The sequence below is a fragment of the Streptomyces sp. NPDC001709 genome (genome assembly GCF_053596375.1).
Genome location: NZ_JBSFGB010000040.1, coordinates 34606 through 57975 on the forward strand (window position 1 = coordinate 34606; position 23370 = coordinate 57975).

Consider the following 23370-nt stretch of genomic DNA (forward strand, 5'->3'; position numbering starts at 1 on the left):
GCCACCGTCAGCACCTACACGATCCGGACCCACACCACCCGGTCGCACACCGCCCGGACCAACACCATCCGGGCCAGCGCTCTCCAGGCCGCCACCGTCAGCACCTACACGATCCGGACCCACACCACCCGGTCGCACACCGCCCGGACCAACACCATCCGGGCCAGCGCTCTCCAGGCCGCCACCGCCCAGACCAACACCATCCGGGCCAACACCGTCAGGACCCACCCGATCAGGACCCAAAGCACCGAGCCCCACACCACCCGGCCCCACCCCACCGAGCCTCACACCCCCCAGCCCCACACCCCCCGGGCCAACCCCATCCGGCCCCCCGTGGGCCAGGCTCACGGGGGCCAAGCCCACGCGGTCCAGTCCCCCGGCATCCCGCGCCACGGCACCCGCCCCCACGCCGTCCGGTCCGGGGCAGGGCTCCGGGCTGCGGCAGCCGTCGCCGTTCTGGCAGGGCTCGTTCTCCCGGCACGGGGTGAGGCCGGCGTGGAACTCGCCGCACTGCTGCGGCGCGGCGCACGGGCCGGGGACGCCGTGCGGGACACCGGGCGCGACGACGGTACGGGTCGGCGGCGGGACGCCGGGGGCGTTGTCGGCGGAGGCCGCGGACGCGGCGGGCCCCGCCAGGGCGAGCGCGGCACCGGCGGCGAAGGCGACGGACAGGGCGCGGGCGGTGCGGCGCATGGGACGGACTCCTCGGCGGGCACGGCGGGACGGTCGACGGTGGTGGGTGGGTGGGTACGCCGGACACCGGTACGGCGATGCGCTGGCACGGTCCGGCGGCGTCGCGGGTACGGGGCACGGGGGCGTGCCCTCGCTGCCATCACAGCCCGCCCGGCGGCGCGGCGCGCGCGGCCGGGCCCCATTCGCGGGACATCGGCGGCCGCCCGGGTGAAGACACCGGGCGGATGCGTTTCGTGCCGGGTCGCGGGGCGTTTCCGAGGTTTTCCGTGCCCCGCGCAGGTGACTCGGTAGGCGCTGACCCAATCGTGACCGGACAGTTCCGTTCGTACCGCACCGGGAGGTCTCTCCATGAGCACCAAGGTCGCCGACCACATCCTCGAGCGCCTGCGCGCCTGGGGGGTGGACCAGGTCTTCGGCTATCCGGGCGACGGCATCAACGGGCTGCTCGCCGCGTGGGGCCGTGCGGAGGACCGGCCGCGGTTCATCCAGTCCCGGCACGAGGAGATGTCCGCGTTCGAGGCGGTGGGGTACGCGAAGTTCAGCGGCCATATCGGGGTGTGCGCGGCGACATCGGGGCCGGGCGCCATCCATCTGCTGAACGGTCTGTACGACGCCAAACTCGACCACGTGCCGGTGCTGGCGATCGTCGGGCAGACCGACCGGACCGCGATGGGTGGCTCCTACCAGCAGGAAGTCGATCTGCACACGCTGTTCAAGGACGTCGCCTCGGAGTTCGTGGAGACGGTGACGGTGCCCGAGCAGCTGCCGAACGTGCTGGACCGGGCGATCCGCACCGCCCGTGCCCGACGCTGCCCGACGGCCCTGATCATCCCCGGTGACGTGCAGGAACTGGACTACTCGCCGCCGACGCACGAGTTCAAGATGGTGCCGTCCAGCATGGACATGAGCGACTACACGGCGACCCCGACGGACGAGGCGCTGCGCCGGGCGGCGGATGTGCTGAACGAGGGCGACAAGGTGGCGGTCCTGGTGGGGCAGGGCGCGGCCGGTGCTGTCGCGGAGGTGCGGGAGATCGCCGAGCTGCTCGGCGCGGGCGTGGCGAAGGCGCTGCTCGGCAAGGACGTGCTCAGTGACGAGCTGCCGTATGTCACGGGGCCGATCGGGCTGCTGGGCAGCCGGCCGTCGTACGAGCTGATGCGGGACTGCGACACGCTGCTGACGATCGGCTCGTCGTTCCCGTACACGCAGTTCATGCCGGACTTCGGCAAGGCGCGGGGGGTGCAGATCGACATCGACCCGCACATGATCGGCATGCGCTTCCCGTACGAGGTGAATCTCGTCGGTGACGCGAAGGCGACGCTGCGCCGGCTGATCCCGTTGCTGAGCGGTGACCGGGGCGGGCGCGAGTGGTACGACACGGTGTGCGCGAACGTGCGGCGCTGGCACGAGGTGATGGACCGGCGGGCGGGTCTGTCGGCCGATCCGATCAATCCGGAGTACGTGGCCCGGGCGCTGGATCCGCTGCTGCCGGAGAACGCGATCCTGACCTCCGACTCCGGTTCGGTCGCCAACTGGTACGCGCGGCACATCACGATGCGGCCGGGCATGCGCGGTTCGCTGTCCGGGACGCTGGCGACGATGGGGCCGGGCGTGCCGTATGCGATCGGTGCGAAGTTCGCGCATCCGGACCGGCCGGTGTTCGCGCTGGTCGGCGATGGCGCGATGCAGATGAACGGCCTGACGGAGATGATCACGGCGGCGAAGTACCAGGACCGCTGGTCGGATCCGCGGCTGGTGGTGGGGGTGTGGAACAACCAGGACCTGAATCAGGTCACGTGGGAGATGCGGGCCATGGAGGGCGCCCCGTCGTTCCTGCCGTCGCAGGAGATCCCGGACGTGCAGTACGCGGCGTTCGCCCGCTCGCTGGGACTGACCGGGATCCGGGTGGAGAAGCCGGGGGACGTGGAGGCGGGCTGGCGGGCGGCCCTGGAGGCCGACGGGCCGTGCCTGATCGAGTTCCTCACCGACCCCGCCGTACCGCCGGTTCCGCCGCACGCGACGTGGGAGCAGATGGAGGCGACGGCCGCGTCGATCCTGAAGGGCGACGCCGACCGGGGGTCGGTGATCAAGCAGGGGCTGAAGGCGAAGATGCAGGAGTTCCTGCCGGGCAAGGACAAGGGCTAGCCCCCTGTGGAGGAAGTCATGCAGCGAGGCAGTGACCGGCTGAGCGTCCACCGGGACGACGAGATGAAGCACGAACTGAAGGGACTGCTGAGGTCCGGGCATCCGACGCGGGTGGAGGAGTGGCACGACCCGGAGCCGGCGGCCGACGACGATCCGGAGGTGTGGAGCGGACCCGTGGGCGGCCTGGGGTCGCCGGCGTCGCTGGAGCGGGTGCGGTCGGAGCTGACCCGTGTGCTCAGCCGTGGCTCGTTCCCGGCGACCGCCCGTGACGTGGCGCGGATGCTGCGCCGGCACAATGCGCCGGCCGGAGTGGTCGACGCGGTGGCGAGGCTGCCGCACTCGGCGCGCTACGAGAATGTGCAGCAACTGGCCGAGGCGCTGGCGGGCGGCGCGTGAGGCGGGGCCAGGCGGCGGAGATCGCGCGGGACGCCGGTTGCGACGTCGACGTGGCGACCACGCGGTTTCTGCTGTACGGGCTGCTGCCCGGCTGGTTCGTGCCCGGGCTCGCGGACTGGGTGATGCACCGGCACACCCGGATCGAGGACACCGCGGGCACCAAGGAGTCCCTGCTGCACGCGCTGATGATGGCCGAGGTCGGGCTGCCGATCGCGCTGACCCTGCGCTACCGGATCAATCCGCGGCTACTGAGCGTGTTGCTGGGGGCCGCGGCGGTACACGAGACGACGGCGTGGTGGGACGTGCGCACGGCCGTCGCCGGCGACCGGCAGGTCAGGCCGGCCGAGCAGCACATCCACAGCTTTCTGGAGTCGCTGCCGTTCGGCGCGCTCGCCTCGCTGATGTGCCTGCACGCCGACCAGGTGCGCTCGCTGGTGCGGGGAGGGCGCGGGGATCCGGACGCCTGGCGGCTGCTGCCGCGCCGGCGTCCGTTGTCGCCCGGCTATCTGACCGGCATCGGCCTCGCGATCGGCCTGTGCGTGCTGCTGCCGTACGGCGAGGAGCTGCTGCGCTGCCGGCGGGCGGCCCGGGAGAGGCGGAAGGAGAGTGAGGAGTCATGCGTGTCGCGTTTCTCATGGCGCCCGAGGGTGTCGAGCAGGTCGAGCTGACCGAGCCGTGGAAGGCGGTCTCCGACGCCGGGCACGAGCCGGTGCTGGTGTCGACGAAACCGGGGAGGATCCAGGCGTTCGACCATCTCGACAAGGCGGACGCCTTTGACGTGGACGAGGTGGTGGGCGAGACGTCGGCGGGGGCGTTCGGCGGTCTCGTGCTGCCGGGCGGGGTGGCCAACCCGGACTTTCTGCGGATGGACGACAAGGCCGTCGCGTTCGTGAGGGACTTCTTCGACCGGAGCCGTCCGGTCGCCGCGATCTGTCACGCGCCGTGGACGCTGGTGGAGGCGGACGTCGTACGGGGCCGGGTGCTGACGTCCTGGCCGAGTCTGCGGACGGACATCCGCAACGCGGGCGGCACCTGGGTGGACGAGCAGGTGAAAATCTGCGACCGGGGTCCCAACCAGCTGGTGACCAGCCGCAAGCCGGGCGATCTGAAGGCGTTCTGCGACGCGTTCCTGCACGTGTTCGCCGGGGAGCCCGGCTGACCTGCGGCGTTGCGCGCCCGGGCCGGGTGGTTCGTCTCAGGTGCCGGACGCCTCCGGAGTCGCCTCCTCGCCGCACCGCCGGTCGCGGGCGCCCTCCCGGGTGCGGCCCGCGCTGACCAGGCGGCGCGGGTTGCGGCGCAGATACTCGCCCTCCAGCTGCGCCATGCGCTCGTTGTGGGTCCGCAGCGCGTCGTTCGAGCCGTACAGGAGGGTGTCATGGCGCGTGCGGTGGATCGTCTCCAGCTCCTTCATGAGCTGCTGGTCGTCCAGTCGGCTGGGGTCGACTCCGGTCATGTGGTGCCCCGCTCGTCGTATCCGTTCAGTCCATGGAGCTCGCGTTCCTGATTCCACTGTACGAACATCCCGGGTCCCGGGCCTCCGCATACGCCGACACCTCGTCGCACACGGGGCTCACGGGCACAGCGGGAGCACCACGACGGACGGCCACACGCGGAACGACCCGCGCCCCCCGGGGAGAGGCGATCCGGCCAAGCCGGCCGGCAGGCCCTAGCGGGCCCGCTCCACCCTGCGTTCGTCCCAGACCGGTTCCGCGGTCTCGCGGACGCGGCCGTCGCTGCCGAAGACCAGGTAGCGGTCGAAGGAGCGGGCGAACCAGCGGTCGTGGGTGACCGCGAGGACCGTGCCCTCGAAGGCCTCCAGGCCCTCCTGCAGGGCCTCGGCCGACTCCAGGTCCAGGTTGTCCGTCGGCTCGTCCAGCAGCAGCGCGGTGGCGCCCGCCAGCTCCAGCAGCAGGATCTGGAAGCGGGCCTGCTGGCCGCCGGAGAGCCGGTCGAAGGACTGCTCGGCCTGCAGGGTCAGCTCGTAGCGGCGCAGCCGGGACATGGCGGCGCCGCGGTCCTGGGAGTGCTCCTTCCACAGGATGTCCAGCAGGGTGCGGCCGCGCAGTTCGGGGTGCGCGTGGGTCTGCGCGAAGTGGCCGGGTACGACGCGCGCGCCCAGCTTCCACTCCCCCGTGTGCGCGACGTCCTCGCCGGCCAGCAGCCGCAGGAAGTGCGACTTGCCGGAGCCGTTGGAGCCCAGGACGGCGACCCGTTCGCCGTAGAAGACCTCCAGGTCGAACGGCCGCATCAGGCCGGTCAGTTCAAGTCCCTGGCAGGTGACGGCCCGCACGCCGGTACGGCCGCCCTTCAGGCGCATGGTGATGTCCTGCTCGCGGGGCGGCTCCGGGGGCGGGCCGGCCTCCTCGAACTTGCGCAGGCGGGTCTGGGCGGCCGCGTACCGGGACGCCAGCTCATGGGAGACGGAGGCTGCCTGTCGCAGGCTCAGCACCAGCTTCTTCAGCTGGGCGTGCTTCTCGTCCCAGCGGCGGCGCAACTCCTCGAAGCGGGCGAAGCGTTCGCGGCGGGCCTCGTGGTAGGTGGCGAAGCCACCGCCGTGCACCCAGGCGTCGGCGCCGGCCGGGCCCGGCTCCACGGAGACGATCTTCTCGGCGGCGCGGGCGAGGAGTTCACGGTCGTGGGAGACGAACAGGACCGTCTTGCGGGTCTCCTTGAGCTGCTGTTCCAGCCAGCGTTTGCCGGGCACGTCGAGGTAGTTGTCCGGCTCGTCCAGCAGCAGCACCTCGTCGGTGCCGCGCAGCAGCGCCTCCAGCACCAGCCGTTTCTGTTCACCGCCGGAGAGGGTGCGCACCTGGCGCCACTGGGCGCGCTCGTACGGCATGCCGAGGGCAGCGGTGGTGCACATGTCCCACAGGGTCTCGGCCTCGTAGCCGCGCGCCTCGGCCCAGTCGGCGAGGGCCTGCGCGTAGCGCATCTGGGCGGCCTCGTCGTCGACGGTCATGACCGCGTGCTCGGCCTCGTCCACCGCCTTCGCCGCCTCGCGGATGCGGGGCGGGGCGACGGACACGAGCAGGTCCCGTACGGTCGTCTCGTCCCGTACGGAGCCCACGAACTGGCGCATCACGCCGAGGCCGCCGCTGACGGTGACGGTGCCGGCGTGCGGCTTCAGCTCGCCGGAGATCAGCCGCAGCAGGGTCGTCTTGCCGGCGCCGTTCGGCCCGACCAGCGCGACGGCGGCCCCTTCACCGACCCGGAAGGACACGTCCCCGAGCAGCGTCCTCCCGTCGGGGAGGTGGTACTCGAGATGTGCGGCTTCCAGATGTCCCATGGTGCGGCATTCTCCGGGGTGGCGTGCGGCGGCGGCAAACGGATATCCAGCGGTTCCGGTCGCGCGCCGGCCGACAGCGTCCGCGGCAGGGTCCTGTTCGGTGGCTCGGAGGCGGGCTGATCCGGGAGGGAGACCCTAGCCCGCCGTGTCCACCCGCTCCCCCGTCGGGCCCGGCTCGCCCGCCGGTTCCACCACGGCGCCCTCCCAGGACAGGGCCTTCCAGCCGTCGGACGGGGAGCCCTCCAGGGCGACCACGCCGGTGTTGGACAGGGGGTGGGCGGCGGCGAAGGGGACGTCGACGTTGTCGGCGCGGGCGGCGGTCCACAGGCGGATCGCGGCGCCGTGGCTGACCATCGCGACGGTGCCGGCGCCGCTCGCGGCGGCCTCGGCTATGACGGCGTCGTACCGGGCGAGCGCCTCCTCGCCGCTCTCCCCGCCGGGGATGCGCAGCGCGGTGTCGCCGGCCGCCCAGGCGAAGATCGTGCGCATGTACGCGCGGCCCTCGGGGGACTCGCCGGGCAGCATCTCCAGGTCGCCGGCGGACACCTCGCGGATGCCGTCGCGGACGATCACCTCAAGGCCCCGGGCGGCGGCCAGCGGGGCGGCGGTGAGCCGGGTGCGCCGCAGTGTGGAGGCGTAGAGGGCCTCGATGTCCTCGTCGGCGAGCGCCTGCGGCAGTGCGGCGGCCTGTGCCTCGCCGAGCGGGGTCAGCGCGGGGCCCGGCACGGCGGTGTCCAGAAGGTGGTGCAGGTTGGACGGGGTCTCACCGTGACGGACGAGGAGCAGGCGCATCCGGGGGAACTCCTTACGCGCCGGTCGGGCACCCGGCGCAGACAGGCACAAGAAACGGGCACTTCAGGGTAACCGCACCCCATGAGCCCAGACCTGGACCTCACTGCCCGCCCGACGGGCCACGACCCGCTGCGCCCGCTGCTGGATCTGGACGGCCGGCTGTTCGAGGCGGCCGCCGCCTGGCACTGGCCCGGCGCCGAGCGGGTGCTGCCCCGCCTCAGCCGCGGCGCGAACCACGGGGTGCTGTGGTTCGCGACGGCCGCCGCGATGGCCGTGACCCGCACCCCGAGGGCCCGCGGGGCGGCCGCCCGGGGTCTGGCCTCCCTCAGCGTGGCCTCGCTGGCCATCAACACCGTCGGCAAGCGCTCGGTGCGCCGGGCGCGGCCGGTGCTGGACCCGGTGCCGCTGGTGCGGCAGCTGAAGCGGCAGCCGATCACCACCTCGTTCCCGTCCGGGCACGCCGCGTCGGCCGCCGCCTTCGCGGCCGGGGTGGCGCTGGAGTCCCCGGCGTGGGGCGCGGCGGTGGCGCCGGTGGCGTTCTCGGTGGCGGCCTCCCGGGTGTACACGGGGGTGCACTTCCCGAGCGACGTGCTGGCCGGGGCGGCCCTCGGGGTGGGCGCGGCCTTCCTGGTGCGCCGGCTGATGCCGACCCGCGCCCAGGTACGCGGGCGGGCCCGGCAGTATGCCGAGGCGCCCGCGCTGCCGGAGGGCGACGGTCTGGTGATGGTCGCCAACGAGGGCTCGGGCACTGCGGACCGGGTCCGGGCGCTGCACAACGCGCTGCCGAGGGCGGAGATCGTCACGTGCGCACCGCAGGAGGTCGGCGACGAGCTGGCGAAGGCGGCGGTCCGCGCCCGGGTGCTGGGCGTGTGCGGCGGCGACGGCACCGTGAACACGGCCGCCCGGATCGCCCTGCGGCACGATCTGCCCCTCGCGGTACTGCCCGGCGGCACCCTCAACCACTTCGCCTACGACCTGGGCGTGGAGGACGAACGTGATCTGGCCCGCGCGGTCCGGCACGGCGAGGCGGTCCGGGTGGACGTGGTCCGGTACCGGACCGGCGACGGCGAGGGCCTGTTCCTGAACACGCTGAGCCTGGGCGTCTATCCGGAGCTGGTGCGCGAGCGGGAGCTCCCCCATGCTCGGCTGCGCTCGCGCGGGGGGACCCCCAGGTCGCACCGGATCGGCGGCTGGCCGGCCGGGCTGCTGGGCGCGCTGCGGGTGCTGCGCGCGCACCGGCATCCGCTGGAGGTGGAGCTGGGCGGCGAACGGCGTCCGCTGTGGCTGCTGTTCGTCGGCAACGGCGTCTACCACCGCATGGGTCTCGCCCCGGGCCGGCGTACCGATCTCGCGGACGGGCTCCTGGACGTGCGGGTGGTGCACGGCAGCCGCCGGCCCGCGCTGCGGCTGCTGGCCGCGGCCGCGGCGGGCCCGCTGACCCGGTCACCGGCGCACGCCGCGGTGCAGGTCGAGCGGCTCCGGCTGACCGGGCTCGCACCGGGCACCCCGCTGGCGTACGACGGCGAGGTCACGGCGGTGTCGGGCGAGGTGACCCTGGAGAAGCTGCCGGAGGCGCTCACGGTCTACCGCCCTCTGCGCAGCGCACCTTGACGGTTGGTCAGGCACTCTCGACTGACGCAGCGTCAGTCCAGTATTCAAAACGCGGGTCTCATCATTCGGCATGCGCGCGTACGGTGGAGGCGTACCGGCGGTGACGAGGGTCGACGAGGGTGAAGGGGAACAGCCATGCCGAAAGCGCGGGAGACGGCCGTCTACACACACGGGCACCACGAGTCGGTGCTGCGGTCGCACACCTGGCGCACCGCCGAGAACTCGGCGGCCTATCTGCTGGGTTCCCTCAAGCCCCACATGCGGATCCTGGACATCGGCTGCGGTCCCGGCACCATCACGGCCGACCTGGCGGCTCTGGTCCCGGACGGCCGGGTCACCGGCGTCGACCACGCGCCGGGCATCCTGGAGCAGGCCCGGGCCACCGCGGCCGGGCGCGGTCTGGCCAACGTGGACTTCGCGGTCGCCGACGTGCACGCGCTGGACTACCCGGACGACACCTTCTGCGTGGTCCACGCCCACCAGGTGCTGCAGCACGTCGGCGACCCGGTGCAGGCGCTGCGCGAGATGCGCCGGGTGACGAAGCCGGGCGGGTTCATCGCCGTACGCGACGCGGACTACGCGGCGATGACCTGGTACCCGGCGGTGCCGGGCCTGGACGACTGGCTGGACCTGTACGAGCGGGTGGCCCGTGCCAACGGCGGTGAGCCCGACGCGGGGCGCCGGCTGAAGGCGTGGGCGCTGGCGGCGGGGCTGACCGACATCACCGCCACCTCCAGCACCTGGACCTTCGGCACCCCTCAGGAGCGGGCCTGGTGGAGCGGTCTGTGGGCCGAGCGCACCCTGGCCTCCGCCTATGCGGAACGGGCGGTGCAAGGGGACCACGCGACCGAGGAGGAGCTGCGGGCCGCGTCGCGGGCGTGGCGGGAGTGGGGCCGGTGTGCGGACGGCTGGTTCGCGGTCCTGCACGGGGAGATTCTGTGCCGTAAGGAAGCCTGATCCGCGGATTTCGGGAAACCCGGTCAGCAGGAGGTTCGAATTATGGTTCCCATCCTGCTCGTACTGCTTCTGGCACTGATTCTGTTCGGGGTCGGATTCGCGGTGAAGATTCTCTGGTGGATTGCCCTGGCAGTGCTGGTCGTCTGGCTGCTGGGCTTCCTCGTCCGCAGCACGACCGCCGCCGGCGGCAGGGGCCGCTGGTACCGGTGGTGAGTCCCATGGTCACGGAGTGACTCCCATGATCACGGCGCCACTTCCACCGTGAACGAATAGGCGGCCCAGGGTCCGGTGAGTTCCACCCGGATTCCGGGTGCCTCGCCCTTCGTGTGATCCACCAGTTCCACGAATTCCTCGGAATGGGCGCGGGGCACCAGATAGGCGGCGTTGAGAAGGTTCCGGCCGGGCACGGAATTCTGCGGGGCGTGCAGCCGGGAATCCTCGGCGTGCCGGGAAAGCCGCTCGTGCAGCTGCCGGGCGTACGCCTCGGCCTGTTCCTCTTCCGGGGCCGAGGGTGCGGTCTCCGCGGGCTCCAGATATACCTGCACACCCCACTCAACCCGGCCCTCCAGCCGGTCCAGGGCGCTGCGGAAGTCGTTCTCGCGCGCCTCGATCATCATCCGGACCCCGCAGTCGTCGGGGGAGACGGTCGCGAGCCGGAGCGGCAGCGGGGTGGTCACCGTGGTGAGCGCGTCGATCACGCCCTGGTGGGCGCGGGCGGTCGCGGCCCGCCAGTCGGGGTCCTCCAGGTGGGCCTGCAGCGCCTCCTCGTCGAAGTCGGCCGCCGGGACCGTACTGACGACCGCGATCAGGTCGCGGTGGCGCAGCAAGGCCGGCGGCGCGCCCCCGACGCCCGTGAGCTCGGCCTGCAAGGGCGTCCCGAAGGGGCGGCAGACGGCGTAGACGTAACGCAGTCCGGTCATGGTGCCTCCTTCGGCGTGCCTAGACCCGGTCCTCCTGCGGCCCCCATCCAGCCTGGCCCGTCGACCCCGCGCGCGCCACAGGTTGCCGGTCCTGTCGGACAGGCCGGACGTTCAGGTGCGGGTGTCCGCGAGGCGCCGCCGGGCCGGACCCAGCGCGCGGCCCCGGCCCGGCAGGCCGCCCCAGGGGTCGGTGCGGGCCTGCTCGACGGCGTCGGCGATGGTCCAGCGGCGGGCGTCGAGGCCGGGGTCGTCCAGCTGGTCCCAGGCGAGGGGTACGGCCACGGGGGCGCCGGGGCGGGCGCGGACGGTGTAGGGGACGACGGCGGTCTGCGCGTAGGCGTTGCGCTGCACATCGAGGTAGAGACGGTCGCCGCGGTCCTCCTTGCGGGCGGCGGTGGTCAGCCGGTCCGGATGCCGGGATTCCGCCGACTCCGCGACGTCGCGGGCGAATTCGCGGACCTCGTCGAAGTCGTGCCGGCCGTTCAGCGGGACGACGAGGTGCAGCCCGCGCGAGCCGGTGGTCATCGGGAGGGCGGGCAGCCCCAGTTCGTCCAGCAGCTCCCGCAGCCACAGGGCCGCCTCGCGCACCTGGGAGAAGTCGTCGCGGGGCGGGTCGAGGTCGAGGACCAGCCGGTCGGGATGGTCGACGCCGCCGGCCCGGTCGGTGCGCGACAGCCAGCGGTGCAGGGTGATGCACGCCTGGTCGGCCAGGTAGAGGAGGGTGGCGGTGTCGTCGCACACGGCGTGCGTGACCGTACCGCCCTCCTTGGCGACCTCGGCGCGCGTGATCCAGTCCGGATAGTGCTCCGGGACGTTCTTCTGCATGAACCGCTCGCCGTCGATACCGTCCGGATGCCGCTCCAGCATCAGCGGACGGCCCCGCAGATGCGGCAGCATGTGGGGAGCCACGGACCGGTGGTAGTCGGCGAGATCGCCCTTGGTGTACTCCTTGGCGCCCCCGCCGCCGGGGAAGAGGACCTTCCCCGGCCGCTGGATCCGCACCGTGCGGCGGCCGGCCCGTATGGGCCGCGTGTCGTCGCTCATCGCACGACCGCCTCCTCGACCAGCAGTTTCGCCGCCGCCGTGATGCCGGCGGCGTCGATGCCGGCCGCGTGCAGCTGTTCGTCGGGCGCGGCCGAGCCCGGCATGGTGCGCACCGCGAGCCGGACCAGCCGGGGCACGGGCCGGCCGTCGCCGAAGGCCTCCGCGACCGCGTCCCCGAGGCCGCCCTCGGCGTGGTGGTCCTCCACGGTGAGCAGACAGCCGGTGTCCTCGGCGGCCCGGTGCAGCGTGTCCGCGTCGACGGGCTTGACGCAGTACAGGTCGATCACCCGCACCGGGATGCCGTCCTCGGCGAGCCGGTCGGCCGCGGCCAGCGCCTCGGGCACGGTGACCCCGGCCGCGACGACCGTCAGCCGGTCCTCCTCACTGGTGCGCAGCGTCTTGCTGCCGCCGACCGGGAACTCCTCGTCGGGGCCGTAGAGCACCGGTGTCTTGCCGCGGGAGGTGCGCAGATAGCGGATGCCGTCGAGGCCGGCCATGGCCGCGACCAGCCGGGCGGTCTGGTTGGCGTCGCACGGATACAGCACGGTCGAGCCGTACACGGCACGGAACATCGCCAGATCCTCCAGGCCCATCTGCGAGGGCCCGTCCTGCCCGATCGCGACACCGGCGTGCGAGCCGACCAGGTTGACACCGGCACCGCTGATGGACGCCATGCGCACGAAATCGTGGGCGCGGGTGAGGAACGCGGCGAACGTCGAGGCGTATGGCAGCCAGCCCCGCGTGGCCATGCCGACGGCCGCGGCGACCAGCTGCTGCTCGGCGATGTAGCACTCGAAGAACCGGTCGGGGTGGGCCTTGGCGAACTCCTCGGTGCGGGTGGAGTCACCGACCTCGCCGTCCAGGGCGACGACATCGCCGCGGGCGGTGCCCAGCGCGGCGAGGGCCGCGCCGAAGGCGTCCCGGGTCGCGACCTCGTCGTCCTTGTCGTAGCGCGGGAGCTGGAGCACCTCGGTGGTCAGGTCGCGCAGCGCGGCGGCGGCCGGCGGCTCGTTGACGCGCACGTGCAGCGCGCGCGGTCCGCCGAGTTCGGCGATGGCCTCCTCGGGGTCCGCCAGCGGCTTGCCGTGGTGGCCCTCGAGGTCCTCGACGGCGGCGACGCCCTTGCCCTTGAGGGTGCGGGCGAGGATCACGACGGGCTGCCCGGTGGTGGACAGCGCCTCGCCGTAGGCCCGGTCGATCTTGTCGACGTCATGGCCGTCGATCTCGATGGTGTGCCAGCCGAAGGCCTGGAAGCGGCGGGCGTAGGCGTCCAGGTCGTGGCCGTGCCGGGTGGGACCGCGCTGGCCGAGCCGGTTGACGTCCACGATGGTGATCAGGTTGTCCAGGTGCTCGTGCCCGGCGTGCTCGGCGGCCTCCCACACCGAGCCCTCCGCCAGCTCGCTGTCGCCGCACAGCACCCACACCCGGTAGCCGACGCGGTCCAGGCGCTTGCCGGTGAGGGCGATGCCGACGCCGACGGGCAGGCCCTGGCCGAGGGATCCGGTGGCCGTCTCCACCCAGGGCAGCCGCCGGGGCGTGGGATGTCCTTCGAGCCGGCTGCCGAGCTTGCGGAAGGTGAGCAGCTCGCCGTCCTCGATGGCGCCGGCCGCCTTGTACACGGCGTACAGCAGGGGTGTGGCGTGGCCCTTGGACAGCACGAAGCGGTCGTTGGCGGGGTGTTCGGGGCGTTCGAAGTCGTAGCGCAGATGGTTGGCGAGCAGCACGGCCATCAGATCGGCGGCGGACATCGAGGACGTGGGGTGCCCGGATCCCGCGGCAGCGGAAGCCCGCACACTGTCCACGCGCAACTGCTGTCCCAGTTCGGCGAGTTCGTCGGCGTTCATGAGTCTCCTTGCACAGAGTCGGTGCGGTCACGGCCCGCGGGGTCACGTGGCGGCGGGGTCCGGGGGGTCGGTGCGCTTGACGGGGCCGGGGGCGGGATGGTCTGCGCGCCCGGCGGCGGGGAGTGCGCTCGCGCGTCCCGGTTCTTCCGTCCGTTGCGGCTGTTCCGGCCCGCCCGGTACGCGTGGCAGCTCCGGGGAGGCCGTGTCCAGCGGGACCGACCAGGCCCGTACCAGGCCCAACTGGACGCCCTGGCGCGGTAGTACGGCGTCCAGCAGCCAGTCGGCGGCCACCCGGACGCGGTTGCCGGGCAGCGCGGCCAGGTGGTAGCCGCGGGTGACCGCGCCCGCCGCGGGGCCGGACAGCGGAATGCCGAACGGGTTGGCGGCGGCCCGCACCCCGCCGAGGTCGACCGCGAAACCCAGGTCGCGATGACGGTACGGCCGCCGGCGCCGCCCGAGGCCGAGCGAGGCGGCCACGTTCTCCCCGGCCACCTTGCCCTGCCGCCAGGCGTGCTGGGCCGTCATCGGAGTACTGCGCCTTTCCGGGGGAGACCCCCCGGCCCCCCCGCCACCCGGCCGGTCCAGGTCGGGTACGGCGGCCGCGTCCCCGCAGCCGAACACCTCGGGCCGCTCGGGCACCCGAAGATACGGGTCCACGATCAGGCGGCCCCGCTCCAGGGGCTGCCCGACCGCCTCGACCAGCGGATCGGGACGCACCCCGACACACCACACCAGGGTCCGCGAGGCGACGAACTCGCCGTCGGTGAGCAGCACCCCGTCGTGCGTGGCCTCCTTCACCGACGTGCCCATCCGCACATCGACACCGCGGGCGCGCAGCACCCGGTCGGCCGTGCGGGACAGCCGCTCGTCCATCTCCGGCAGCACGCGCCCGGCCACGTCCAGCAGCAGCCAGCGGGGCCGCACGCCGCCGGGCAGCGGGTCGCGGTGGGCCAGCCGGTCGGTGAGCAGCTGCATGTGCGCGGCCACCTCGGTGCCGGTGTAGCCGGCGCCGACCACGACGAAGGTGCAGCGGGCCGCGCAGACCTCCGCATCGTCCTCCGTGGCGGCCAGCTCCACCTGCCGGGTCACGTGGTCGCGCAGATACAGCGCCTCCGGCAGCCCGCGGAACCCGTGTGCGTGCTCGGCGACCCCGGGGATGGGCAGCAGCTTGTTGACGCTGCCGACGGCCAGCACCAGCCGGTCGTAACCGAGGGTGCCGGTGCCGCCCTCGGGGTCGGTGTAGTGGACCGTACGGCCGTCGAGGTCGACGTGGTCCGCCTCGCCGAGCACCAGCCGCACCCCGCGCAGGGTGCCCGGCAGCGACACGGTGACTCTGCGGGCCTCCAGGATGCCGGCGGAGACCTGGGGCAGCAGCGGCAGGTACAGGAAGTAGTCGGTCGGGTTCAGCAGGGTGATGTCGGCCCGGTTCCGGGTCAGGCGGGCCAGGGTGCGGGCGGCCCGGTACCCGGCGAAACCGGCGCCGACGATCACGACGTGAGGTCGGCTCACGGTGCGCCTCCGGCGGTGTGGCTCGTCCGAGGCTTTCCGCGTAACCGGGGCCGGGGCACCCAAACGCCCGGCGGGTCACCCGTACGCCGGTCGGAGCACCCGAACGCCGCGCCGCGCCCGCGGCACCGGCTGTCCGACCCGGACCCGGTCGCACCGGACCGGTGAACGGCGCCCTGTCCCGGGCGGCGGAACCGCCGATCGAGACGGCGGTGACCCGCCCGGCCGTGCGGATGCACCCGGCGGTGCCGACGCGGGGCCGCGTCCGTGACGCCGGAGGAGGAGATGGGGCGGGTCCTGGTACGTCGCTCGGTCGGCCGAGGGCTCAACTAGGCTCGGCCGCATGGAAATTCTGGGCGCCTCCCTGCGTATCTGCGTCGACGACCTCGACAGCGCGGTCCCCTTCTACGAGCGTCTGGCCGGTGGCAGAGCCCTGCGGTTCGAGCGCGGTGGGGTCCAGGTGGCCGCGATCGGCTCCTTCCTGCTGATGAGCGGGCCGCAGGAGGAGCTGGAGATCCTGCGCAAGGTGGCCGCGACCATCGCGGTGGAGGACGTCGAGGAGGCCCACCGGCTGCTGACGGAACTCGGCGCCCGGATCATCGCGGGGCCGGTGCCGACGCCGGCGGGCCGGAATCTGCTCGCGATGCATCCGGACGGGTCGGTCTTCGAGTACGTCGACCAGCGGGCCTGAGCCGGCAGGTCAGGCCGGGTCCGGCCGCATCCGGAAGTCGTAGCCGGCGGGCAGTGGCTCGTCGGTGAGCCGGGACCACAGCCGGCCGAGCACCTCCTCGCCCTCCCGCAGGTCGGCGACCTCGAACCCCGCGTCGAAGACGGCCCGCGCCGCGGCGGGCCGTCCCTCGGCGAGCAGCAGTTCGGCCTCCAGGAGCCGGAACCGGCCGCGCCGGCGGACGGCGGGCAGCAGCCTGTTCCACACGGCGCGGGCGTCGGCCGTCCGCCGCACCCGCAGCAGCGCCCGCAGGGTTTCCCGGCCGAGTGCGGCCATGGCGGCCGTCCAGGTCTCGCCGTCGTCACGCCGCTCGCGGCACAGGTCGTCGAAGGCGTCCGCGTACCGTTCGGCGGCTCGCTCATGATGGCCGGACTCCTGGTCGGCGACGGCCAGGCAGCGCAGCAACGGCCACAGGGAGGGGGCGAGCGGGAGAGCCCGCTCCCAGCTGCGGACGGCCTGGGCGCGGTCGCCGGTGTGCCACTGGGCGACACCGAGGTGGTACTCGGTATACGGGGTGGCCGGGGCGGTCTCCAGCATGTCCCGCCAGTGCGGGGCGACGAGGGTCTCGCCGGGCGGCCGTACCCGGCGCGGTTCGGGCAGGGAGCCGGTGCGCAGCAGGGTGCGCCAGGGCGCCTGGGCCTCGCCGAGGGTGGACTCGGGGAACGGGGTGCCGGGCAGTTTCCAGTCGGCGCGCAGGACTTCGAGCGCGCCCCAGCCGGAGCCGGTGGCCAGGACCTCGCCGGGTTCGGTGTCGGCACACGGCCGCCAGGCCGCGTGGGCCTCGTCGACGCGGGCGCGGGGCAGGGCGGACTCCAGGCGTTCCTCGGCGCCCCGGACCACCTGGGCCCACTCCCCCTCGGGGAGCGCGTCGAGCGGGCCGTACGCCTCCAGCCAGGACACCTCGCTCTCCGCCTCCAGGCGGACGTGTTCCAGCTGGGTGCGGGCGAGCCCGGCCTGGATCTCGCAGTAGCCGCCGCTGCCGGGCTCGGTCAGCCACTCCTGCCAGCGCCGTCCGCCGGGCCGGTGGCCCCACACGAAGAGCTTGCGGCCGCGCAGGGTGTCGGTGGAGGTCTGCACCAGCCCGTGCCCGTCGGCGTCCAGCGCGGCGATCCAGCGGCGGCGGCCGTCCGGCACCTCGTAGAAGTAGTCGGCGGCGTAGGGGCTGTTGAGGGGGTGGGTGCGGTCGATGCCGTCGTACGACGGGACGGGCACGCGGCGCAGGCGGCGCTCGTAGCCGAAATGCCAGGCGTGCTCGGCGGGGGCCAGGACCCGGACCTCCTCCGGCACCGCGATGTTGGACCACCAGTACGTCGGCACCGGCCGCTCGTGCGGGTTGCGGACGCGGACGCCGACGTAGAGGAAGTCGGAGCCGTCGGGCAGCCACAGGTCCACCTGGAAGGGCAGGTCGCGCAGCCGCTCCCACTCCCACAGGCGCAGCATCTCCCCGCCGTCGGGGGCGGAAACGCGGGCGGCGTGCAGGGGTGCGCAGGAGAGGGTGGTGTGGCCGGTGGCGCCGATGTTCCATTCGATGCCGCCGGAGTACCAGGCGCCGTTGAGGGCGAAGTTGGCGGGCTGGAACACCGGGTTGCGGTAGAGGAGTTCGCGTCCGGTGGGCAGGTGGAGCAGGGAGGCGATACGACCGCCGAGGCCGGGCAGGACGGTGGCCCGCAGCCGGTCGTTCTCGATCACCAGGGCGTCGAGGGCGCGGGGCTCGCGGGTTCTGTCGTAGCCGTCGCGGACGCGGACCGGGAGCAGGCTGTGCAGCGGCTCGTACCCGAGCTGGCGGGCCATGTCGCCGGGCATGCCGTCCCGGTCGCGGTCGTCGATGCGGTGGACCTCGTCGAGGGGGCGCAGCGGTGGCAGGGGGTTGTCCGAGCCCAACCGCGCGGCGGGCAGCGTCAGTACCTCACGTCGGATCCTCGTCACGATCACCATGGAACCCGGGGTGCGCCGAGTCGGCCAGGGGATGCGCCGGTCAGGATTGCGCAAAGGGTGTGTTCAGGCTTGGGTGCTGCGCATCTCGGCGGTGAGGGCCCAGCGTTCGTGGTCGCGCCAGGCGCCGTCGATGTGGAGCATGGCCGGGGAGAAGCCCTCCAGCCGGAAGCCGGCGCCGCGTGCCAGGGCGACGGAGGCGGTGTTCTCGGGCTGCACGTTGATCTCCAGCCGGTGCAGCCCCAGCGGTCCGAAGGCGTACCCGATGACGAGGTCGAGGCCCTCGCGCATCAGGCCGCGCCCGGCGGCGTGCGCGAAGGCGCCGTAGCCGAGGGCACCGCACTGGAAGCCGCCGCGCACGATGTTGTTGATGTTGATGAAGCCGGCGATGTCCCCGCTGTCCTTCTCGCACACCAGGAACCCGGCCTTGGTCGGGTCCTCGATCAGCCGGCCCGCGTAGGCGGCGTAGGTCTCGTCGGTGTCCGGCGGGAACAGCCAGGGCCGGTGCAGGTCCTTGCTCTCCCGGGTCCGCGCGGTGAACTCGGGGCCGTCCTCGAGGGTGAAGTGCCGGATGGCCACGCGGGGGCCCTCGGCGAGGTAGTGGGGTGCGGTGTGCGGCATCCGGTCAGCTTACGGCGCCCCGCCGGTGCCGTCTCGTGTGAAACGGCCCGGTCGGGGGCGCCGTCCGGGCAGGGCGGTCGGTGTCCGGAGCCGGTTCAGCCGCCGACGACCGGGAGCCGCAGCACCCCGGTGTCCCCGGGCGCGCTGACCACGGTCACCGGCTTGATCCCCCGGTTGCCGACGTAGGCGTCGTCGCTCGCCGCGATCACGAACCGCAGCCGGTGCCCGGGCGCGTACCGGTGCACGATGCCCGGCAGGGTGACGGTGAACTCCTTGGTCACGTCGGGCACCCGGACCGGTGCGACCAGCCGGTGCACCAGCGTCTGGGTGCCGTCGGGGGCGACGTCGTAGAGCTTGGCGAACAGCACCAGCTTGTCCGCGGCGTCGGAGGATTTCTGGGTGCGCTCGGCCGTCGGGGAGACGACCCTGAGGGTGACCTGCGGGGCGCCGACGACGTCGAGGTTCCGTGTCAGCGTCGCGCCGGTCCAGGCGAGACAGGTGCCCGAGGTGTCGTACGGCGCCGGATCGGGCAGGCCGGCGGTTTGGGCCAGGGAGCTCTCCGAATGGCTCGTGGGGAGGAGCTGGTTGGTGTATCTGCGGCTGCCGCGGGCCACTTTGGCGCGGGTGTCGACCAGCTTGCCGTCTCCGGAGAGGTAGAGGGTCCGGCTGAGGGCGGGGACCCGGTCGGCGGTGGCGTAGGTGTGGGCGGGGTCGGTGATCCAGTCCCGGTAGTAGGCGAAGGCGGGGCCGGTGCCGGTGCTCCCGTTCTTCCTCAGGTAGCGGTCGAACCAGGCGAGGATGCGCCGGCCGACATAGCTGGCCTCCAGGTTGCCCCGGGAAAGGTCGAGTTCACCGGCCGCGGGGTCGGTGAGGCCGCCGCTGTGGCCCCAGGACTGCCAGATCAGCGCGGCCGGGGTGCCCTGGGCCCTGAGCGTGCGGTAACTGGCCGTCGCCTCGTTGAGGTTGAACAGGGTGTCGGCCTGGCCCTGGACGAGCAGGGTGGGCGCCGGCACGCGGGACAGGTAGCTCGCCGGGGAGACGCGGCGGGCGTAGGCGAGCAGCCGGGCGGTGCGATCGGCCGGGTAGCTGCCGGAGTTGAGCGTGTGCACGGTGTCGCAGGCGTCGGAGACGAAGTGCAGACAGGTCAGCGAGTTGATCCGGGACGGGTCGAGGTTCGGCGTGGTCAGTGGCTGGGTCTCGCCGATCAGGTAGAAGCCGTTGGTCCACTGCCATTTGAAGGCGCCGGGGACATCGCGGGCGCCGACGGCGTTGTTCGGGTCCAGGGAGTAGGCGAGGTCGTTCCAGGTGATGATCGGCACCAGGGCGTCAAGCCGGGGGTCGGCCGAGGCGGTGGCGGTCTGGACGGCGCCGCCGTAGGAGCCGCCGATCATGCCGACGCGGGGGTCGCCGGGGGCGTCGAGGGTGACGAAGTCGGCGCGGGTGCCGTCGTCGGCGGAGCGCTTCCCGCCGAGGAAGTCGACCAGCCGGGAGGCTGCCGCGCCGTCGATGCGAGGGTCGTCGAGGGAGATCAGGCAGCCGGTGTGGCCGAAGCCCAGGCCGGAGTAGACGAGGAAGACGTAACCGCGCTCGGCGAAGGCCTTGCCGATGACGTCGGTGGAGCCGTCGGACTTGCTGCCGCCGAAGCCGTTGGTGGCGAGCACGGCGGGCGCGGGGTGCGCGTGGTCCACTCCGGCGGGCCGGTACAGGTCGGCGTCGACCCCGCAGCTGCGGCCGCCGGCCCGCACGCTGAACGTCAGCGGGGTGACGGTGTACCGGCCGCCGGCCTGGACCGGGCCGGCGGTGAGGGCGAGGGACGCGGTGAGGGCCGCGCCGAGGAGGGCGGCGAGGGCGGCACGGGATCGGGGCACGCGGCGGGGCACGGGGACCTCCACACTGAGGCACGCGGATACCGACCAGTAGGTACTGGCCGAGAGCATGCTCTGACATGTGTCAGGTGCTGGTCAATCACCCGCATGTGTGGTTTCTTGACGGGGACTCAGTAGCCGCCGGTCAGCGCAGCGCGGGCTCGTCCAGCGTCAACGTGCCGGAATCGGCATCCAGTTCGGCGGCTATCCCGAACGGGACCGTCAGCGCGTCGTCACAGTGCCCGAACCCCAGTTCCTCGACGACGGGCACACCGAGTCCGCCGAGCCGGTCGGCGAGGACCGCGCGCAGTCGCTCGTACGGGCCGCAGTCGCGCCAGGATCCGAGCCCGATCCCGGCGACCCCGTCGAGCCAGCCGGAGCGCAGCAGCTGGGTCAGCAACCGATCCACGCGGTACGGCGCTTCGCCCACGTCCTCCAGGAGCAGCAGCCCGCCCCGGGCGCCGGACCGGCCGGACGGGGTGCCGAGGTCGGTGGCCAGCAGGCTCAGACAGCCGCCCAGCGTCACCCCCCTGGCCCGTCCCGGTGCCAGCGCCGCCCCGGCCGAGGCGAGCGTCCGCACCGTCTCCGGAGCGAACAGGGTCGCCCGCAGATGCTCCTGCGCGCGGGCGCTCTTGATGAAGTCGACCCCGGCGGCGGCCGGTCCGTACAGGCTGACCAGGCCGAGCCGGGTGGCGAACGCCTGGTGCAGGACGGTGATGTCGCTGAAGCCGACGAACACCTTGGGTCCGGCCGCGCGCATCGCCTCCCAGTCGAGCAGGTCGACCATGCGCTGGGCGCCGTATCCGCCCCGGGCACACAGCACCGCGGCCACGGACGCATCGCACCAGGCCCGCTGCAGATCGGCCGCGCGGTCGGCGTCACTGCCCGCGAGATGGCCCAGCTCGCCGTGTGTGTCGAGCGCGTGGGGTGCCACCACCGGGTCGAGGTCCCAGCCGCGCAGCACGTCGAGCCCCGTCTGGAGCCGTTCCTCGGGCACCGGCCCGCTGGTGGCCACGACGGCCACCCGGGCTCCCGGGGCCAGCCGCTCGGGCCGTGTCGGTTCCTTCACGTGTGCAGCTCCAGTCCGGGGGCACCGGGCACATCCAGCCCGAACACCTGGGCGTACAGGGAGAGTTCGGCCTCCAGGGCGCGCACCATGGTCTCGGCCCGCCGGAACCCGTGCCCCTCCCCCTCGAAGGTCAGATAGGCGTGCGGCACTCCCCGGCCCTGGACGCGGGCGAGGAAGAGTTCGCACTGCGCGGGCGGGCAGATCACGTCGTCCAGGCCCTGGAGCAGCAGGAACGGCACGGTGATCCGGTCGGCGTGCGCGGCCGGCGAGCGCTCGGCGTACCGGGCCGGCACCTCGGCGGGCGGTCCGATCAGCGACTCCAGGTAGCGGGACTCGAAGTCGTGGGTCTCCGGGCCCCAGGTGGCCAGGTCGAGCACCGGGTACTCGATCGTGCCGCAGGCGTAGACGTCGGTGGTGGTCAGGGAGGCGGCGGTGGTCCAGCCGCCCGCGCTGCCGCCGCGGATCGCGAGCCGGTCCGGGTCGGCGGTGCCCTCCTCGGCGAGGGCGCGGGCGACCGCCGCGCAGTCCTCGACGTCGACCACGCCCCACTGCTCGCGCAGCCGCTCGCGGTAGGCCCGGCCGTATCCGGTGGAGCCGCCGTAGTTCACCTCGGCGACCCCGATGCCGCGTGAGGTGAAGTAGGCGATCGTCAGGTCCAGCACGAGCGACGCCCGGCCGGTCGGACCGCCGTGCGCCCAGATGACGTAGGGCGCAGGCTCGCCGTCGGGCGCGGTCCGTTCGGGATGGTGCGGCGGATAGACGTGGGCGTGCACCTCACGGCCGTCCGGTCCGGTGAAGGTGCGGATCCGCGGCTCGGGATAGTACGCGGGGTCGACGGCGTCCCGGTGCCGTGCGCCGATGGCGCGGGCCCGGCCGGTGGCGGTGTCCAGCTCGACCACTTCGCCCGCGGAACGGGGGCTGGCGCCGACGCCGACGACCCTCCCGCCGTGGACGGCGAGGGTGGAGCCGAACTCGGTCCACGGTCCGGCGATGTCGACGATCTCTCCGGATTCCGTATCCAATATCCCGAGTACGGTCGACCCCCGACCGTGTACGACCGCCACCAGACCGTTGTCCAGCGGCGCGAACCAGCGCAGCCCCGGCTTCCACAGCGGGCCGGCGAACTCCTCCTCGCGGGGGCACAGCGGGGTGCCGTCCCGGTACAGGTTCCACCAGCCGCTGCGGTCGCTTGCATACAGAAGACGGTTGTCCGCAGACCATTCGGCCTGCGCGATCGACTCCTCCGGCCCGCCGGCCACCGTGTGGACGGTATGCAGTGTGCCGTCGGCACCGATCTCACCGACGAGCAGTTCCGTCCCGTCCCACGGCATGCGCGGGTGGTCCCAGCCGAGCCAGGCCGCCCGGCGGCCGTCGGGCGAGACCCGGGGACCGGTGACGAACCGGTGCCGGCCGTCGGTGAGTTCGCGTACGGCGGATCGGTCCTCGGCGGCGGATCCGTCCAGCGGTACGGCCGCCAGGACCCGCCGTACGTCCGAGGGGCCGTCCCCGGTGAACTCCTCCAGCACGCACCACACCTCGCCGCGCGCGAGGTCCAGATGGGGGTCGGTCCAGCGTAGTCCCCCGCCCACGGCGGAGACGGGGGTCAGCGGGCGCGGCTCGCCGCCACCGGGCTCGTACCGGTACAGCCGCTGGTCGGCGAAGTGCGTGAACACGACGAGTGGTTCGCCGCCCCGCACCGCTCCGGTCCAGGGGCGGCCGCCGTACTCCACCACCCGGTTGCGCACGTTCCACGGCGCGGGCAGGACGGCCTCCTCGGCGCCCTCGGCCGTGCGCCGCACCAGCGCCCGCCGGCCGCCCTCGGCCGGGCGGGGCTCGGTCCACCACACCTCGTCCCCGACGAAGCCGACCCACTCCGGCTGTCCGTCGTGCGCGGCGGCCATGGCCGCGTCGACCGGCGACGGCCACGATCCGTACGGCGACGTCCGCACCTTCTCCCCCATC

19 protein-coding genes and 1 pseudogene are annotated in these 23370 nt (G+C 73.4%); 8 read left to right on the forward strand and 12 right to left on the reverse strand.

The features are described 5' to 3' along the window. The first annotated feature begins 1041 nt into the window (after nucleotides 1-1041). The 4 genes from ACWC0C_RS38895 to ACWC0C_RS38910 are packed head-to-tail and all read left to right on the forward strand — an operon-like array spanning nucleotide 1042 to nucleotide 4393. A complete protein-coding gene (locus ACWC0C_RS38895) occupies nucleotides 1042-2838 on the forward strand; it encodes a thiamine pyrophosphate-requiring protein (RefSeq protein ID WP_450869139.1) in 1797 nt (598 codons plus the stop codon). Between the two features lie 18 nt (nucleotides 2839-2856). Continuing rightward, nucleotides 2857-3234: a DUF2795 domain-containing protein gene (locus tag ACWC0C_RS38900; RefSeq protein WP_449197702.1), complete on the forward strand. Its 378-nt coding sequence runs from the start codon at nucleotides 2857-2859 to the stop codon at nucleotides 3232-3234. After that, nucleotides 3231-3902, forward strand: coding sequence for a diguanylate cyclase (locus ACWC0C_RS38905; RefSeq protein ID WP_450869141.1), 672 nt, complete (start codon nucleotides 3231-3233; stop codon nucleotides 3900-3902). The genes ACWC0C_RS38900 and ACWC0C_RS38905 overlap by 4 nt, the downstream gene beginning before the upstream one ends. Then, complete coding sequence (locus tag ACWC0C_RS38910) at nucleotides 3851-4393, forward strand: type 1 glutamine amidotransferase domain-containing protein (protein ID WP_449197704.1); 543 nt, start codon at nucleotides 3851-3853, stop codon at nucleotides 4391-4393. The genes ACWC0C_RS38905 and ACWC0C_RS38910 overlap by 52 nt, the downstream gene beginning before the upstream one ends. 36 nt (nucleotides 4394-4429) lie before the next feature. Here the strand turns inward: ACWC0C_RS38910 and ACWC0C_RS38915 are convergent. The 3 genes and pseudogenes from ACWC0C_RS38915 to ACWC0C_RS38925 all read right to left on the reverse strand — a co-directional run bounded on the left by ACWC0C_RS38915 (nucleotide 4430) and on the right by ACWC0C_RS38925 (nucleotide 7312). Then, nucleotides 4430-4716: pseudogene (locus ACWC0C_RS38915) on the reverse strand (DUF6158 family protein). Nucleotides 4717-4900: 184 nt separating this feature from the next. Then, nucleotides 4901-6520, reverse strand: coding sequence for an ABC-F family ATP-binding cassette domain-containing protein (locus ACWC0C_RS38920; protein WP_449197705.1), 1620 nt, complete (start codon nucleotides 6518-6520; stop codon nucleotides 4901-4903). Between the two features lie 135 nt (nucleotides 6521-6655). Then, nucleotides 6656-7312 (reverse strand): histidine phosphatase family protein, encoded by a 657-nt coding sequence (locus tag ACWC0C_RS38925; protein ID WP_450869143.1) that lies wholly within the window; start codon nucleotides 7310-7312, stop codon nucleotides 6656-6658. Between the two features lie 81 nt (nucleotides 7313-7393). Here ACWC0C_RS38925 and ACWC0C_RS38930 point away from each other — a divergent pair, with 81 nt between their 5' ends. The 3 genes from ACWC0C_RS38930 (at nucleotide 7394) to ACWC0C_RS38940 (ending at nucleotide 10093) form a co-directional block, all read left to right on the forward strand. Continuing rightward, nucleotides 7394-8923 (forward strand): phosphatase PAP2 family protein, encoded by a 1530-nt coding sequence (locus ACWC0C_RS38930; protein WP_450869145.1) that lies wholly within the window; start codon nucleotides 7394-7396, stop codon nucleotides 8921-8923. 135 nt (nucleotides 8924-9058) lie between these two features. Next, nucleotides 9059-9880 (forward strand): class I SAM-dependent methyltransferase, encoded by an 822-nt coding sequence (locus ACWC0C_RS38935; protein WP_450869147.1) that lies wholly within the window; start codon nucleotides 9059-9061, stop codon nucleotides 9878-9880. A gap of 42 nt (nucleotides 9881-9922) precedes the next feature. Further along, complete coding sequence (locus ACWC0C_RS38940) at nucleotides 9923-10093, forward strand: hydrophobic protein (RefSeq protein WP_449197709.1); 171 nt, start codon at nucleotides 9923-9925, stop codon at nucleotides 10091-10093. 29 nt (nucleotides 10094-10122) lie between these two features. Here the strand turns inward: ACWC0C_RS38940 and ACWC0C_RS38945 are convergent, their stop codons facing one another. From ACWC0C_RS38945 to ACWC0C_RS38960, 4 genes are all read right to left on the reverse strand, one after another. Beyond that, nucleotides 10123-10800 (reverse strand): GvpL/GvpF family gas vesicle protein, encoded by a 678-nt coding sequence (locus ACWC0C_RS38945; protein WP_450869149.1) that lies wholly within the window; start codon nucleotides 10798-10800, stop codon nucleotides 10123-10125. Between the two features lie 111 nt (nucleotides 10801-10911). After that, the gene (ligD, locus tag ACWC0C_RS38950; RefSeq protein ID WP_450869151.1) at nucleotides 10912-11844 is read right to left on the reverse strand and encodes a non-homologous end-joining DNA ligase; all 933 of its coding nucleotides are present in this window, start codon (nucleotides 11842-11844) and stop codon (nucleotides 10912-10914) included. Next, complete coding sequence (locus ACWC0C_RS38955; RefSeq protein ID WP_449197712.1) at nucleotides 11841-13688, reverse strand: transketolase; 1848 nt, start codon at nucleotides 13686-13688, stop codon at nucleotides 11841-11843. Before ACWC0C_RS38955 ends, ligD begins: the two co-directional genes overlap by 4 nt. Nucleotides 13689-13730: 42 nt before the next feature. Further along, the gene (locus tag ACWC0C_RS38960) at nucleotides 13731-15197 is read right to left on the reverse strand and encodes an NAD(P)/FAD-dependent oxidoreductase (protein ID WP_450869153.1); all 1467 of its coding nucleotides are present in this window, start codon (nucleotides 15195-15197) and stop codon (nucleotides 13731-13733) included. Between the two features lie 340 nt (nucleotides 15198-15537). Between ACWC0C_RS38960 and ACWC0C_RS38965 the strand changes: the two genes are divergently transcribed. After that, entirely contained in the window at nucleotides 15538-15885 is a 348-nt protein-coding gene (locus tag ACWC0C_RS38965) for a VOC family protein (RefSeq protein ID WP_450869155.1), read from the forward strand. Nucleotides 15886-15894: 9 nt separating this feature from the next. Here the strand turns inward: ACWC0C_RS38965 and ACWC0C_RS38970 are convergent, their stop codons facing one another. The 5 genes from ACWC0C_RS38970 to ACWC0C_RS38990 all read right to left on the reverse strand — a co-directional run bounded on the left by ACWC0C_RS38970 (nucleotide 15895) and on the right by ACWC0C_RS38990 (nucleotide 23369). Next, nucleotides 15895-17856 carry a DUF5107 domain-containing protein gene (locus tag ACWC0C_RS38970; RefSeq protein ID WP_450869156.1) on the reverse strand — a complete coding sequence of 654 codons (1962 nt, stop codon included), beginning with the start codon at nucleotides 17854-17856 and terminating at the stop codon, nucleotides 15895-15897. A gap of 63 nt (nucleotides 17857-17919) precedes the next feature. Beyond that, nucleotides 17920-18474 (reverse strand): GNAT family N-acetyltransferase, encoded by a 555-nt coding sequence (locus ACWC0C_RS38975; protein ID WP_449197716.1) that lies wholly within the window; start codon nucleotides 18472-18474, stop codon nucleotides 17920-17922. A 95-nt stretch (nucleotides 18475-18569) separates the two neighbouring features. Next, nucleotides 18570-20354 (reverse strand): CocE/NonD family hydrolase, encoded by a 1785-nt coding sequence (locus ACWC0C_RS38980; RefSeq protein ID WP_450869159.1) that lies wholly within the window; start codon nucleotides 20352-20354, stop codon nucleotides 18570-18572. Nucleotides 20355-20484: 130 nt separating this feature from the next. After that, nucleotides 20485-21408, reverse strand: a complete 924-nt coding sequence (locus tag ACWC0C_RS38985; protein WP_450869160.1) for a S66 peptidase family protein — start codon at nucleotides 21406-21408, stop codon at nucleotides 20485-20487. Beyond that, nucleotides 21405-23369: a dipeptidyl-peptidase 5 gene (locus tag ACWC0C_RS38990; protein WP_450869161.1), complete on the reverse strand. Its 1965-nt coding sequence runs from the start codon at nucleotides 23367-23369 to the stop codon at nucleotides 21405-21407. Before ACWC0C_RS38990 ends, ACWC0C_RS38985 begins: the two co-directional genes overlap by 4 nt. Nucleotide 23370: the final 1 nt, after the last annotated feature.